The 14,161-nt window shown below is 41.6% G+C and carries 15 protein-coding genes; 4 read left to right on the forward strand and 11 right to left on the reverse strand.

Features of this window, described 5'->3' with window-relative positions; translation table 11 throughout:
• Positions 1-116: 116 nt before the first annotated feature.
• The 4 genes from SNE26_RS06015 to SNE26_RS06030 form a co-directional block, all read right to left on the reverse strand.
• Positions 117-431 carry a hypothetical protein gene (locus SNE26_RS06015; RefSeq protein WP_321558461.1) on the reverse strand — a complete coding sequence of 105 codons (315 nt, stop codon included), beginning with the start codon at positions 429-431 and terminating at the stop codon, positions 117-119.
• 67 nt (positions 432-498) lie between these two features.
• Positions 499-1,272, reverse strand: a complete 774-nt coding sequence (locus tag SNE26_RS06020) for a helix-turn-helix transcriptional regulator (protein WP_321558462.1) — start codon at positions 1,270-1,272, stop codon at positions 499-501.
• 88 nt (positions 1,273-1,360) lie between these two features.
• Positions 1,361-3,850: a primosomal protein N' gene (gene priA / locus SNE26_RS06025; RefSeq protein WP_321558463.1), complete on the reverse strand. Its 2,490-nt coding sequence runs from the start codon at positions 3,848-3,850 to the stop codon at positions 1,361-1,363.
• A 6-nt stretch (positions 3,851-3,856) separates the two neighbouring features.
• Positions 3,857-4,246, reverse strand: a complete 390-nt coding sequence (locus SNE26_RS06030; protein ID WP_321558464.1) for a DUF423 domain-containing protein — start codon at positions 4,244-4,246, stop codon at positions 3,857-3,859.
• A gap of 86 nt (positions 4,247-4,332) precedes the next feature.
• Here SNE26_RS06030 and SNE26_RS06035 point away from each other — a divergent pair, with 86 nt between their 5' ends.
• Both SNE26_RS06035 and SNE26_RS06040 read left to right on the forward strand, forming a co-directional pair.
• Complete coding sequence (locus SNE26_RS06035) at positions 4,333-5,922, forward strand: hypothetical protein (RefSeq protein WP_321558465.1); 1,590 nt, start codon at positions 4,333-4,335, stop codon at positions 5,920-5,922.
• 135 nt (positions 5,923-6,057) lie between these two features.
• Complete coding sequence (locus SNE26_RS06040; RefSeq protein ID WP_321558466.1) at positions 6,058-7,512, forward strand: DUF5723 family protein; 1,455 nt, start codon at positions 6,058-6,060, stop codon at positions 7,510-7,512.
• On the opposite strand, the gene tsaB is transcribed toward SNE26_RS06040, so the two are convergent.
• The 4 genes from tsaB to rpmH form a co-directional block, all read right to left on the reverse strand.
• Positions 7,513-8,205, reverse strand: a complete 693-nt coding sequence (tsaB, locus tag SNE26_RS06045; protein ID WP_321558467.1) for a tRNA (adenosine(37)-N6)-threonylcarbamoyltransferase complex dimerization subunit type 1 TsaB — start codon at positions 8,203-8,205, stop codon at positions 7,513-7,515.
• Between the two features lie 9 nt (positions 8,206-8,214).
• Positions 8,215-8,457, reverse strand: a complete 243-nt coding sequence (gene yidD, locus SNE26_RS06050; RefSeq protein ID WP_321558468.1) for a membrane protein insertion efficiency factor YidD — start codon at positions 8,455-8,457, stop codon at positions 8,215-8,217.
• 12 nt (positions 8,458-8,469) lie between these two features.
• Positions 8,470-8,874, reverse strand: coding sequence for a ribonuclease P protein component (locus tag SNE26_RS06055; RefSeq protein ID WP_321558469.1), 405 nt, complete (start codon positions 8,872-8,874; stop codon positions 8,470-8,472).
• A gap of 77 nt (positions 8,875-8,951) precedes the next feature.
• Complete coding sequence (gene rpmH / locus SNE26_RS06060; RefSeq protein ID WP_110583460.1) at positions 8,952-9,110, reverse strand: 50S ribosomal protein L34; 159 nt, start codon at positions 9,108-9,110, stop codon at positions 8,952-8,954.
• A gap of 438 nt (positions 9,111-9,548) precedes the next feature.
• Here rpmH and SNE26_RS06065 point away from each other — a divergent pair, with 438 nt between their 5' ends.
• Positions 9,549-10,427 (forward strand): ChaN family lipoprotein, encoded by an 879-nt coding sequence (locus SNE26_RS06065; RefSeq protein ID WP_321558470.1) that lies wholly within the window; start codon positions 9,549-9,551, stop codon positions 10,425-10,427.
• A gap of 67 nt (positions 10,428-10,494) precedes the next feature.
• Here SNE26_RS06065 and mscL read toward each other — a convergent pair whose 3' ends face one another.
• A complete protein-coding gene (mscL, locus tag SNE26_RS06070; RefSeq protein ID WP_321558471.1) occupies positions 10,495-10,899 on the reverse strand; it encodes a large-conductance mechanosensitive channel protein MscL in 405 nt (134 codons plus the stop codon).
• Positions 10,900-11,075: 176 nt separating this feature from the next.
• On the opposite strand from mscL, the gene rpoN reads away from it, so the two are divergent.
• The gene (rpoN, locus tag SNE26_RS06075; protein ID WP_321558472.1) at positions 11,076-12,551 is read left to right on the forward strand and encodes an RNA polymerase factor sigma-54; all 1,476 of its coding nucleotides are present in this window, start codon (positions 11,076-11,078) and stop codon (positions 12,549-12,551) included.
• A gap of 174 nt (positions 12,552-12,725) precedes the next feature.
• Here the strand turns inward: rpoN and SNE26_RS06080 are convergent, their stop codons facing one another.
• Positions 12,726-13,640, reverse strand: coding sequence for an IS3 family transposase (locus SNE26_RS06080; protein WP_321555494.1), 915 nt, complete (start codon positions 13,638-13,640; stop codon positions 12,726-12,728).
• Positions 13,535-13,924 (reverse strand): transposase, encoded by a 390-nt coding sequence (locus tag SNE26_RS06085; protein WP_321555493.1) that lies wholly within the window; start codon positions 13,922-13,924, stop codon positions 13,535-13,537. Before SNE26_RS06085 ends, SNE26_RS06080 begins: the two co-directional genes overlap by 106 nt.
• Positions 13,925-14,161 lie beyond the last annotated feature (237 nt).

Raw genomic sequence — 14,161 nt, forward strand, 5'->3', positions numbered from 1 at the left:
TATCAGAAATTAAATTACAAAACGGGCTTACCCGGCAAAATTAAGGTTGAGTAATATTTGCCTGTTTCTATTGTTAATTCAGAACGTGAATATGTTGATTATATTAGATGGGTCTCTCAATCAATGATCTCCCGGTAAGTGTTCCTTTCCATCCTGATGTTTAATCTTTGCAGCATCGCCTTCATATCAAAGCCCTGTTGCTGATACTCCTGCTGCACTGCTTCCTTAGCCTTTTGTAAAACATCTTCGTTTTGCCAAATGGCAGTTGTAATGCAAATGAGGTTGCCTTGTTCGTCATAACGTTCAAAAGCCCTGTCTTCAATAAAGCCGTCGAGTTTTTTAATAAAGTCCCTGTTGATCTTCATCCGTTCTTTAAATTCCTGTTGAGCAGTTGCGGGAACAATAAATTGATCTATAAATATCTGTTTCATGATAATCCTCGTTTTTTCTTCAAAAATCGGGGTAATTGAAACTCAATACTTGTAAAAAATCATTGATTTACCAGGCTTGCGGTATTTTAAAGAAATCGGTAGGGTTTAATCCTGTAAATAGCTTAAATTCTTTATTGAAATGCGGCTGGTCAAAGTACCCGGCTTCCAAAGCTATTTGACCGAGCGGAGTATTTTGAGGTTTGCTATCAACTATCGACCTGATTTTAATGATATTGGAAAACTGCTTTGGCGAAGTACCAACCACCCGCCTGAAGCGTTTTTCGAACGCATCCCGGCTTATATAATGAGTATCGGCAAGGTCTTTAATTTTGATCATGCCTTTTGATAAACGGATCTTTTGCAGGGCAGATATAATCAACTGGTCCTGTTTGTGGTTTTCAATATGTTTAAGCAGAAATTGTTCGGTGATGATTACCCGTTGTTGATTATTGGCAGCTTCTGCCAGTTGTTCTTCAATTAAAGCTAATTCATCCTGCGCAATAAAATTATCAAGCGGTACAGTTGCTTCAAACAATTCATGAAGCGGATTTTTGAAAAACGCTGCCGCTCCGGCTGCTTTAAATAAAACCAGCATATTGCCCGTGCCGGGTTCATAATTAATTAGCCTGGGCGATTTTTTTAAGCCGGTGATCAAAGAGGAGGGAAGCTTACTGCTATGTGCCTGGGTAACATCACTGATATTGCCGCCGTACCTGAACGCCATTACCAGCGATGTATCGGGCAAAATACGATTGACCAGATCATTTGTAGCCTGGATAAAAACGTATTGCCGGATAAAAGGCTTCAGTATTTCGCCGGGCGTAAAGCGTTCAATATGCATTTAACTAAGATACAGAATTTGTTAAGCAGGAGATTATTGCTTAGCCTGCCAACTTATTGGCGCGGCTTAAGATGTTTGCGTGGTACATTTAATACGGATCAACATCGGGCTGTACAATACTGCCCGTACTAAGTTTGGTTGTATAATACTGAGTGATCACATCCCTTAAAACAGTTTTTGCTTTTATGATAGAGATCCCGTCCTTCTCAAATTTGAGCATAATGCTTTTGATGTAATAATTGCGGATCCTGCTAATGAGTGGCTGCTCCGGGCCAATCACCCGTTCGCCGAAATGCTCCCGGAGGCGCGCGCCAAGATATTCGGCCTGGTTATGGAGCACATCGGGATTTTTATGCTTGATATCAAGGTTGATGATGCGATAGAACGGCGGATATTTAAAGCTTTTCCGCTCTTCCATCTCGGTAAAATAAAGATCGGCGTAATTGTTATCAATCACCTGCTTTAACACCCGGTGATAAATATCATAGGTTTGCACCACTACTTTGCCCTGTTTGCCCCGCCGGCCGGCCCTGCCGCTAACCTGCGCCAATAACTGGTAGCTCCGTTCATTGGCCCTGTAATCAGGAAATTTCAGCAAGCTATCAGCATTAATAATACCGATCAGCGTTACGTCCGAAAAATCGAGCCCCTTGGCCACCATCTGGGTGCCAACCAGGATATCTATTCTTTTTTCTTCGAGATCATTAAGGATAGTTTGCAGGGAGTTTCGTGACCGCGTAGTGTCCAGGTCCATACGGGCAATCCGGGCTTCGGGCAATAAAACGCTCAGTTCATCTTCAATTTTTTCGGTACCGAAGCCTTTATATTCTAAATGGGTAGATCCGCAGGCTGGGCAAATGGATGGTGTATCTTCCTTGTAACCGCAGTAGTGGCAATGCAGCTTGCCGCTGCTTTTATGATAGGTAAGGCTTACATCGCAATTGATACATTTTGGTGTATAGGCACAAACCTTGCACATCAGGATAGGCGCATATCCGCGCCGGTTCTGAAATAAAATCACCTGCTCTTTATTTTCAAGCGCCTGTTTGATACCCTCCATCAACACACTGGTAAAGTGCGACTGGATAGTTTTTTGTTTGGTTTCATGAGCGATGCTCACCACCTGCACATCGGGCAGCTCAACACCTCCAAAGCGTTCGGTGAGCTCTGCAAAACCATATTTATGTGTGCGGGCGTTATAGTAACTTTCAAACGATGGCGTGGCCGAACCCAAAAGTACTTTACCCTGGTGCATGTTAGCTAAAAAAATTGACGCGTCGCGTGCGTTGTAACGCGGCGCCGGATCAAATTGCTTGTATGATGTTTCGTGTTCCTCATCAACAATGATCAATCCCAGATCGGCAAAAGGTAAAAACACGGATGAACGCGCGCCGAGCACAATCTTATACTCTCCGCTTAAAACTTTCTGCCAAACCTCCACCCGCTCATTATCATTAAAGCGGGAATGGTAAACACCGATATCGGCTCCAAAATACATCCGTAACCGTTCGATGATATGGGTTGTGAGGGCGATTTCAGGCAGCAGGTAAAGTACCTGCCTCCCGCTGCGCACTATCTCTTCTATCAGCCTTACGTACAACTGCGTTTTGCCCGATGAAGTTACGCCATGCAACAGGGTTACGTCTTTTTCTTTAAACTGACGGCGGATACTTTGAAGTACATCCGTTTGCTGTTCGCTCAACTCAAAGTTATTTCCTTCTTCTCCCTCTTCTTCAAAATGCAGACGGCTAACGCTCCTGTCCTCCGAAAAAAAGATCTCTTTTTCTATCAGCGATTTAATGCTCGATTCTCCGGCCCCGCTCTCTTCAATAAGCTCGTTTTTGGTGATGTTTTTTTGATGACGGGAAAGCTTGATATAAGCTAATAAAGCATCAGCCTGTTTAGGCGCACGCTTTTCCAATATCGGGAACAGCTCCCGCAAGTTATCCTGGTTATTATAAACCGGGTTGAGCGTAATAAAAGTGCGTTTACGAGGCTTATAACGTTCGTTCACCTCTTCAGATATATTGATGATGTTTTTCTCAAACATCAGCTTCAATATCGGCATTACAGTTTTCTGCCCCAAAAGCTTGGTAATATCACTTATGGTAAGCTCCGGCTGAATTTCGAGGGCTTCAACAATTAAAAACTCTTTATCGTGAAGCGTGGTTTTATCTATCTCATACTCCCGGTTAAGCATAATGCGGGTTTCGCTGGCCAGTTTTAGTGCCGATGGCAGCGCCGCGTTCATAACTTCGCCTATGTTGCACATATAGTAATCTGCCAGCCATTGCCAAAATTCAAGCTGCTTAAGGGTTACAACCGGGCGGTCATCCAATATCTCGATGATATATTTGGCCTCGTATTTTTCGGGGGCCAGTTTACCTATCTCTTTAACAATTGCCGTATAAAGCTTGCTTTTGCCGAACTGCACCACCACTCTTTTGCCAATGGCAATAGCATCGTTTTGATCATAAGGAACCCGGTAGGTGTAGTTTTTTGAAATGGCCAATGGCAAAATCACTTCGGCAAAAAGTGTTTCACGGTCGGTATGTTCAATTTCGGCAAATTCTAACATGCTTTATTATTTGTTGCGGATAGCAGCTAATGCCAGCATCAACCAGCCTAAAATGAACAATAAACCGCCAATAGGTGTAATCGGCCCCATAGCTATAAGCCAGTTCCAGCCAAGCAGCTCGCGGCATGATAACAGGTACAACGACCCCGAAAAGAATATAATGCCAAAAGTGAACAGGTAGTAAGCTGTCGATATTAAGCCCCCGCTTTTCTCCCGCGCAAAAACAGCAAGAAACAATAAAGCAAATACATGATAAAAGTTGTATTGTACAGCAGTGTGCCAAACTTCAAGCTGGGCTGGGGCAAGCACTGCTTTTAAACCGTGGGCGCCAAAAGCGCCGGTTATAACGGCCAGCATCCCTAAAAACGAAGCGGTAATAATTATTTGTTTGTTCATGCAGATATAAAAAGCTAAGTTAACCAATTGAAAGTATTACTTTAACGCCGTGGGGTAAAATTCTATATTTGCTGCACGCCCCTGCTATGAAACGACTGATAGTAACCACTATATTTTTGATTATAGCTACCGTGCTTGTAACGGTGTTATATTTTAAAAATTTGAGTCCGCCGGGAGTGCGTACCGGGCAGGTTATGCGCGCTATTCCGGATAATGCCGTGGCGGTATTTGAGTTCACTAATGAAAAGGGCTTTTATGAGATTTTTGCCGGCAACCAGCTCCTGAGCACCTTTGTTGGTCCCGACAAATTACATGAACTTGATACATTACGCAAGCTGCTCATTGCCTCTCCGCAGCTTGATCAGTTTTTTACCGGCCAAACTATTTTCATTTCCCTTCATCCAACAAATAATGATGAAATAAACTTACTTGTGACTACCTCGGCATCAAAAGCTTTTTCGGCGGCCATGTTTAATCATTTAACAGGCAGTGCTAAAAACGCTTTACAAATAGCGCCAATGCAAATAGCCGCAAGTCCGGGTTATAATATATTTATCAAATCGCTCAACAAACACTTTTACCTCATAAAAACGGGCGACAATATATTTTCGGGCAGTTTTTCAAAGGATTTGGTTGATCATAGCGCCATCTACCAGCAGGATAAAGGCCACAATGGCTTTGTTCCGCTGCCCGAACAGCAAAACGCCAATTCACTTGCCAACCTTTATATTAATTACAACGAGCTTAACCCACTTTTTGATCAGTTGTTCCTTAATAAAACTACTGATCTTTTTAAAAGCTTCAGAATGCTGCCGGCCTATGCCGCATTGAACTTAAATTATAAAAGCGATGCTTTGATGTTTAACGGGTTCACCACTAAGCAAAATAATGCCACAAGTTATTTAAATATTTTTTCGGCCCAGCAGCCGGTGGAAAATCATTTAAAGGATATTTTCCCGGCTACAACAGCCTACAGCACAAGCTTCGCCGTTTCAGATCCTAAAAAGTTTGAAGCCGACCTTTCGCAATGGCATGATAGGGCAGGCGTAAGCAAAGAAAAAAATGAGCTCTTAAACAAAGTAAAATCAGAAGCAGGCCTGTTTATAAAGCCGGAGTTTGAAAAGCTGCTCGGTAATGAGTTCGCGATAGTTACAACGCGCTACTTTGAAAAATTTGCCATCATTTCTGTTAAGGATGGATCAAAGCTTTTTCCGCTGATGATGAATATCAGCAATATGGTTACCGATAAAGTAGGCCAGTTTAATTACGAAAAACTGCCTTTCTTTTTATTGGGCGATGCATTCAGCGTTTTCAGAAAACCTTACTTTATGATCATTGATAATTACCTCATACTTGCCACATCGGTATCCGAGTTGGAGAGTTATAATGACACCTACTTCAACCGCAAATTCATCGGCAAAACTGATCAGTATACCCAGTTTGATAATTTGCTGGCCGAAAGGAGCAATGTAGCCTTCTTCGTTAACTTTAAAAACATGCAACCTGTATTAAAGCGCGATTTAAAAAAGCATTTTTACGATGCTTTTGAAAACAGCGACCCCGGTTGGAAAAATTATTATGGTGCGGCCTTCCAGCTCACCGCATCGGATAAAAATTTTTATACCAATTTTTGCATGCGCCTAAATATGCCGGATACAAGCACAGTAAAAAAATAAATTTATCAGCGTTTACACAACAATACCCGCCCAATTTCGTAGAACATTACAAATTGAAATTTGTAAAAAAATTTACCGACAATCAGCTTTGAGTTATCTTTAAGAAAATTCGGGGCAAGATATGTGAGCCATTATATGAATAAGATCTTCTTTACTATTCTCTTCTTTATCTTTTATTCTTTATCCGTATCGGCTCAACAGTTTTCGCAATATAACACCGGCACCCTTTATGACTCATTTGAAAACCCTTCACAGAGGGCCTTTATTCCTGATTCGAGCCGGGAAATAGCATTCAATTTTTTAATCCCTAATTTTAATACTAATTTTTATATAACCGGCCATATACAAAGGCCACTAAAAAGCCGCGCATTTGCAAAGCCTTCGTATTATAATACCTCATCGCTGCACATCGGTCAAAATGCTTCAAATCATTTCAATATTAACGGCAACGCTTATGCGGTAATGGTTAAACTTTTCACCAGCCTGAACGGCAATGTTGAGATGGGCTTTTCGGCACAAACTAAGGTAGAAAGTAAAGGTACAGTCACCGATGAATCTGTTGCTTTTCTTGATGGTCCGTCAAATTTTGCGCGTGACAATTATGATAATATATTCAACAACCATTATAAAGTGCAGATGTACGACCAGTTAAGTTATACCTACAGGGAGCAGGTTAATAAACAACTATCGTTAGGCTTTAAGCTGAGCTACCTTTCCGGTATTCAATATAATAAAATAGATGTAGACGAGTCGAGTCTGCAGATTAACCGGGACCCGGCAAATCCTGACAATGACAATGCCGACGTTTATATGAAGGGACGGTATTACAGGAGCTATGTGCCCGGCAGACTGGACGGGCGTGACTTTTTACCAACCTTTCGCAACCCCGGAGCATCGATATCAATGGGTGCAACTTACCGAACGGAGGATGGGATCCTGATACAAGGTAATATAAAAGACCTTGGCTTTATACACTGGAACAAGCGCTCAACCATTACTGATTTTAATAGCACAACCAATATAACAGATATTACATCTGAGCACCGCGATGAGAATATTTATAATGCTGTATATGATTTGTTCAGAGGCAACGGAGCTGTTACTTCATTTAATACAAAAACCAATGCCAAAGCCGAATTGAGCGTATCCAAAAGCTACTGGCTTGATGAGGGAAAAACATTCAGATATTTCCCGACAGTTGTAGCCCAAAAAGAAATGTTCTTTTCCGGTTTTACAGGTGCAATGGTTAACTCGGTACAAAAAAACAACCTGATAGTTTCCTTAACGGGCACTTATGACGATTATAAATTGTTTAATCTCGGTGGGCAAATTATGCTAAAATCCCCCAATGTGGAGTTTTTTATCGGCTCCGAACGCTTAATAAATACAGGCCGTCTTACCTTAGCAGCTTTAAATAATACCAATCAAATAAACCGGGTAGGCAACTATACCGGAGCGGATATTTTCCTGGGTTTTTCACTAAAATTTGGACGGGTAATTGAACACCCCATGAACTCCAGCTATATCCCAATGGGCGAAAAAGGATTTTTGGGCCGCTTATTTGGCCGTATTTTTAAAACCAATAAATAATTAAGGAGCCTTTTTTCCGGCTATAAAATCTTTAAGATAGTAAGGCTCATAATAAGCTACGTCCTCAAAAGCGCCGTCAGCAAATTTTTGAGCTGCTTTCTGGGTGAGGTACGTTGCCGAGTTTACAAAATCATCTAAAAACAAAGCATTAGGGTTTTTACTTAAAACGCCTTTGCATTTTTCGGCACCGTCACCAAAAAACAGGATCTGATGATCTTTCAAATAGTTAACAAAGCTGTTTTCGTCGATAATATCAGCGGCCGTTTCACGCACCCTGCTGCCGGCTGCATCAAATAATGCGGTATAAACTTCCATTCGGCGGGCATCAATCATCGGGCATAAAAGCATATTACCATCAGCAACAAACCCCGGGCTGTTAATAACACCATAAGCCATAGCCTCAAGTGTTTCAATAGCTATGAGAGGCTTATCAAGAGCGAAACATAATCCTTTGGCGGTAGATACCCCTATCCGTAACCCGGTGTATGACCCCGGGCCGCTGCTTACGGCAATAGCATCAAGGTTGTTATAACTTACCCCCGTGTTATTCAGCAACTCATCTATATATATAGTAATAACTTCAGCATGGATGTTACGCGCGTTTATTTGCTTAAAATCCAAAACTTTGCCATCGCGGGCAAGTGCTACCGAGCAGGATGTTGTTGCTGTTTCTATTTGAAGTATAAGGCTCATATTACAAATTTATGGTACCGGATCATGCCCATGACCACCCCATGGATTACAACTGGCAATGCGTTTAATGGTTAACCAACCGCCTTTGAAAGCGCCGTATTTCCTGATGGCTTCAACACCGTATTGTGAGCAGGTGGGTGTATACCGGCATGATGCAGCCGAAAGCGGAGATATAAAATATTGGTAAAACTTTATCAGGATGATGAAAATTCCTCCCACTATTGCTTTTAAAAACCTGGCAATTGTATCCATAAGCTCTTCATGTTAATTAGCTGTGAGCGGTATTGCAGCAGTTAACTCACCGGCAAGCTGCGCAAGCATCTTCAGCATTTTTTTTTCGATGAAAAGGTATGGTTCAATTTCTTTGCCCACATATCCCACCGAAACAATTATCCTTTTATCGGTCTGCTGCAGAATATTATAAAGATGCTGTTGTTTGTGCAGCCTGTACGCTTCGCGCATGAGTCGCTTTACCAAATTACGGTCAACAGCGTGCTTATAACGCTTTTTAGGAACGGAAAAAAGAATTTGCGCAGGATAAGGCTGTGGCTCGGGGTTAACAAGCCAGGATACCCGGAAGGGATAACATAAAAAAGAAGAACCGTTATGAAAAAGCTTGTCAATAAGCCTCTTGTTACATAACCGTTCTTCTTTTTTAAAAGTATACATAGTTGCCATTTTTGAACCGAAGGATAAAGCAGATAAGCGGTTCCAACCCCTTATAAATAAGGGCAGGGCAACCTCAATTATGCTTTGTGCCTGCCTTCGTCAGAAACAGTTAACCTTTTTCTGCCTTTAGCTCTTCTGGCTGCTAATATTCTCCTACCGTTAGCAGTTGACATGCGTTCACGGAAACCGTGTTTATTTCTTCTTTTTCTTTGAGAAGGCTGAAACGTTCTTTTCATGGCTATATTTTATTCTATTCGTCTTTTTAAAACAAGAGCGCAAATGTAGTTATTTTATTTAATAATTCAAATACTATTTTTTGTATTTATAACAACATCGCCGTACCTGCTCAACAGCAGCAAATTAGCAGCTTTTATTGACAATAACTAATTGAGCTTCTATATTTTTGATCGGTTAACAAATCCTGGCTAACTATCCTTTGTTAATTAATAATTGCGTCTACCCTAATGGGGCATGCGGAATGTTTAAATCCGGCATAAGTCTGGATTCTACAACTCGTCGAAGCATATTTATTGAAAAGGGATAGCGTACGATCCGCTATTTTTCAGGCTGGCGGTAACAGGATAAGTATTGTTCAGCAATGATACAATTTCAAATTTGCCGGCATCCTGAACATAATAAACAGCGGTTTTATTTTGTTTATCTTTGATTTTAGCATGAAATTACTTCCCACTATACTACTAATATTCTTGTCAGCTGTTGCCATAGCTCAGGAGCTACCTGCAACACATTATAAAATTTACAGTACATCGGCACAAAAGATCATCACGCCCGACGACATTATTAGTGATATGGCCAATGCTGATGTGCTTTTCTTTGGCGAAGAGCATAATGATTCAACGGCGCATTATCTGGAGTTTAGCTTATTTAAAAAGCTCTCGGAAAAATATCCGCAGAAAACAGCGCTTTCCATGGAGATGTTTCAAACTGACTGCCAGCTTGTTTTAAATGAATACCTTGCCGGGCTCATCCGCGAAAAAAACCTGGTCACCGATGCACACACCTGGCCAAATTATAAGGATTACAAACCGATGATTGAACTGGCCAAAACCAATCACCTGCCGGTAATAGCAGCAAATGCCCCAACACGTTATACCAACATGGTTACACGCGGCGGCCTTGATGTTTTAAAGCAGCTTGATGCCCAGGCCAAAAGCTATCTGGCACCACTACCTATTGATACCGCTACAGGGGTTTATTACGATAAATTTGCTAAAATAATGGGAGGCCATGCCTCAATGCCGGGCATGCAGATCTACCAATCGCAAAATCTCTGGGATGCCACGATGGGCTGGTCGATAGCGAAATTCCTGAAAAGTCATTCCGGCTTTAAAGTATTGCAGGTAAACGGCGGCTTTCACAGTGAAGAAAAACTGGGAGCAGTAGCCCAGCTTAAAAAATACGCTCCCAAGTTACGCGTGCTTAACATAGCAACGTATATGGATGATAGTTTTGACAACCCCGACTGGAACAAATTAGCCGGCATGGCCGACTATATTATTTTAACAGACCCCAAGCTGCCGAAAAGCTTTTAGCTGATAGTTCATGGTTCACAGCCATATCAGGTATGAGCCTTGAACTATCAGCCTTGAACTAAATTACTTAAGCTTTCTTAGCCAGCAAATCGCGGATTTCGGTAAGTAACAGTTCTTCTTTAGTTGGTTCGGGCGCTGCGGCCGGAGCTACTTCTTCTTTTTTCTTCAACGAGTTGATAGCCTTAACAATTAAAAAGATACAAAAAGCAACGATTAAAAAATCAATTACATTATTGATAAATAAACCGTAATTAATTGCAGTTTCGGGTGTTTTATCAACGGCAGGCTTAAGTACATACTTTAGATCTTTAAAATCTATGCCCCCGGTTGCCATGCCAATAGGCGGCATAATAATATCTGCAACCAGCGAGGTGACAATTTTACCAAAAGCGGCACCGATGATAACACCAACCGCAAGATCAACCACGTTTCCGCGCATTGCAAATTCTTTGAACTCTTTTACTATTGCCATAAATTAAAGTTTGGTTACTTAAAGTTAATAATATTACTCAAACTATCTATTTATATAGTTTTTTTGTTTGCCCTAAAACAATTGGCATGCCTGAATCATTTAACAACTTTAAAGCAGATACCTCAAGTAATTTTTAGTTAATATTAATTTGATGTATTTTTGGCTACATCTTAATTATGCTTAAACAGAACCTTCAACAAAAACTTTTACAAAAACTTTCGCCCCAGCAAATACAATTTATAAAATTGCTGCAGGTGCCTACTGTTTCGCTTGATACCCGGATAAAAGAAGAACTGGAAGAAAACCCCGCACTTGAAGATCTGAGCCTTACCAACCTAAACGAGCCCGAAGAACAATATCCCGACCGCGACCCCGACGAAGATAATTATAACAATGACGAGGAAAAGGGCGAGATGGATGAATTTAATATTGATGATTACCTGCAGGAAGATAACGTAAACGATTACGGATCACGCTATGATCAAAATGGTGATGACGAGGATGAGCGTAAAGAGATTCCTATTGCTGTGCAAAGCTCATTTTTTGAAAGCTTGCAAGTTCAGTTAGACCTGCTTCCCCTGAGTGATAAAGATTTCATGATTGGCAAGCAGATCATAGGCAGCCTTGATGACGACGGCTATCTGCGCCGCCCCATCATGTCGCTAACCGACGACCTTGCATTTTCACAAAATGTATTGGCTGAAGATGACGAAGTAGAAGAGATGCTCAAGGTGATACAGGGCTTTGACCCTCCCGGCGTTGGTGCACGCAGCTTACAGGAATGCCTGCTGATCCAGCTTCGTAAAAAAGATGTGAACGACCCGATTATCAAAAAGGCGATACAGGTTGTTGAACATTATTTGGACGAGTTTACCCGTAAACATTACGATAAACTTGAAAAATCATTAAATATGAACTCGGTGGAGTTGCGCGCAGTGGTTAATGAGATCTTAAAACTCAATCCTAAACCCGGCGACTCAAACGAGATCAACACCAAGCAAATGCAGGTGATCCCTGATTTTCATATCACTAATAACGATGGTGTGCTCATCCTTACCCTCAACTCCAAAAACGCACCCGAACTTAGGGTAAGCCGCTCATACCAGGAAATGTTCCAGCATTATGACAAAGCTTCCCAAAAGGATAAAAAACTGAAGGAAGCTGTACAATTTGTAAAGCAAAAGCTCGATTCGGCCAAGTGGTTCATTGATGCCATTAAACAGCGCCAGCAAACGCTGCTTAAAACCATGAATGCCATTATGCAGTACCAGTATGAGTTTTTCCTTACCGGTGATGATAAAAACCTGAAGCCAATGATCCTGAAAGACATAGCCGACAGGATTGGCATGGATATTTCAACAGTATCGCGCGTTGCCAACTCCAAATATGTACAAACAGAGTTCGGTACCTTTCTGCTGAAATCCTTCTTCTCTGAAGCAATTCAAACCGAAAGTGGTGAGGAAGTATCCAACAAAGAGGTTAAAAAGATTCTTGAAGAGCATATCGGCAAAGAAGATAAACGTCACCCGCTTGCTGATGAAAAATTGACCGAAATACTCAAAGACGCCGGCTACAACATAGCCCGCCGTACCGTAGCCAAATACCGCGAGCAAATGAACATTCCGGTGGCAAGGTTGAGGAAGGAATTGTAGCTTTTAGAGATTAGAGGTCGGAGATTAGTGTCATGTCCTGAAAAAAGTAGACATTATTGTTGTTTATTTGAGCTGTTAATAAGTCGAAAACTCTTCGAGTTTCCGACTTATTAACAGCTTTTCTTTTTTTGCTTCTTTTTTTCTTTTAAAAGATGCGTTTCTTTTGTTAATAACTTATGCAGCCATGTGTATCTGCTGCGGTGTTGCCAGGTTTAAGGACCAATGCGGCCTGTTCATATTATATGAGTTTATAGCCTCTTTTACTGCCCTAAGTGCATCCTTTTCGGAAGTGAATGTACTATCAAGACCATATTCTTGTTTTAAGATTCCATTCACCCGTTCCGCCATGGCATTTTCGTAGCAATGGTTCTCTTCTGTCATGCTGATACCGATTTTAGCCTTTTTTAACAGTTTTGTATAATCATTGCTGCAATACTGGATTCCCCGGTCTGAATGATGGATCAGGCTATCCGTAAACTGTCGTTGCCGGATAGCCATTTGAAGGCTACGGATAGCCCCCGCAATTCTAAGACTATCTGACAAATGCCAGCCTACCACTTTTCGCGAAAACGCGTCTGTGATCAAAAACAGGTATACAAAGTCTTTTGATGTACGAATATAGGTAATATCAGATACCCAACACTGATGAGCACTGGTAAGCTGTCTATCCTTCATTAGGTTCCTGTAGACCCTGAAGCGATGATAAGAATCTGTCGTAGAAACATATTTACGGCGTCTTTTTACCAATAGCTTATGCCGGCCCAACAACTCAAAGAACATATCCCTACCCATCCGTATTCCTGCTTTAGTTATATCTTTCTTTAGCAGAAAGTATAACTTCTTGCCTCCCAGACGCGGATGGTTCCTGCGAACCTCATGTACCAATGATAAGATAACTGTCTCATTTAATGCTTTTCTGTCTGCAGCAGATACCGCTTTATAGTAACCACTCCGGCTTACTTCAAAATAGCGGCATAACTCATTTAATCTGTATTTTGACCGGAGCGCTCCGATACTTGACCGCCAAACTTTTTTTTTAAATCCTCCCCGTATAGTTTGCCTGCCTGCTTGACTACCTCTTCTGCGCAATCCCGCGCCAGGTAAGCATCTGCCAAAGCCAGCTTTAACTTTTTAACTTCCTGTTCTAATTCTAATAACCGACCCTTCTCTGCTTTCGTTTCCACTCTGATTACCTTGTTTTGTAAATATTGTTTACCTAATGCACCAAGCCATCTGCTTACTGTCTCTGCTCCACCGATCCCGTAGCGACGGCTTGCTTCTGTCAGGCTCAGACCTTCTTCTTCTATCTCCCTGACTACTTTTTGTTTAAAGCTAATACTGTACCGAACTACTCTTACGCTACTTCTTGTCATGTTTCCTGCCTTTTTGTTAACCTTTTTTTGTCAACCTATTTCAGGACAGGACATAGTTACAAATTACGATCCTTAATGAAAAATCCTCCATACCGTCATGCTGAACTTGTTTCAGCACCCCACTGGACGGGTGGGCGATTTGCCTGGCAGTGTGCTTAGCGTATGAGGTGCTGAAACAAGTTCAGCATAACCCTACCAAAGTAAAACGCCTTAAGAACCGAGTCCTTAAGGCGTTTT

The sequence above is a fragment of the Mucilaginibacter sp. cycad4 genome (genome assembly GCF_034263275.1).
Taxonomy (GTDB): domain Bacteria; phylum Bacteroidota; class Bacteroidia; order Sphingobacteriales; family Sphingobacteriaceae; genus Mucilaginibacter.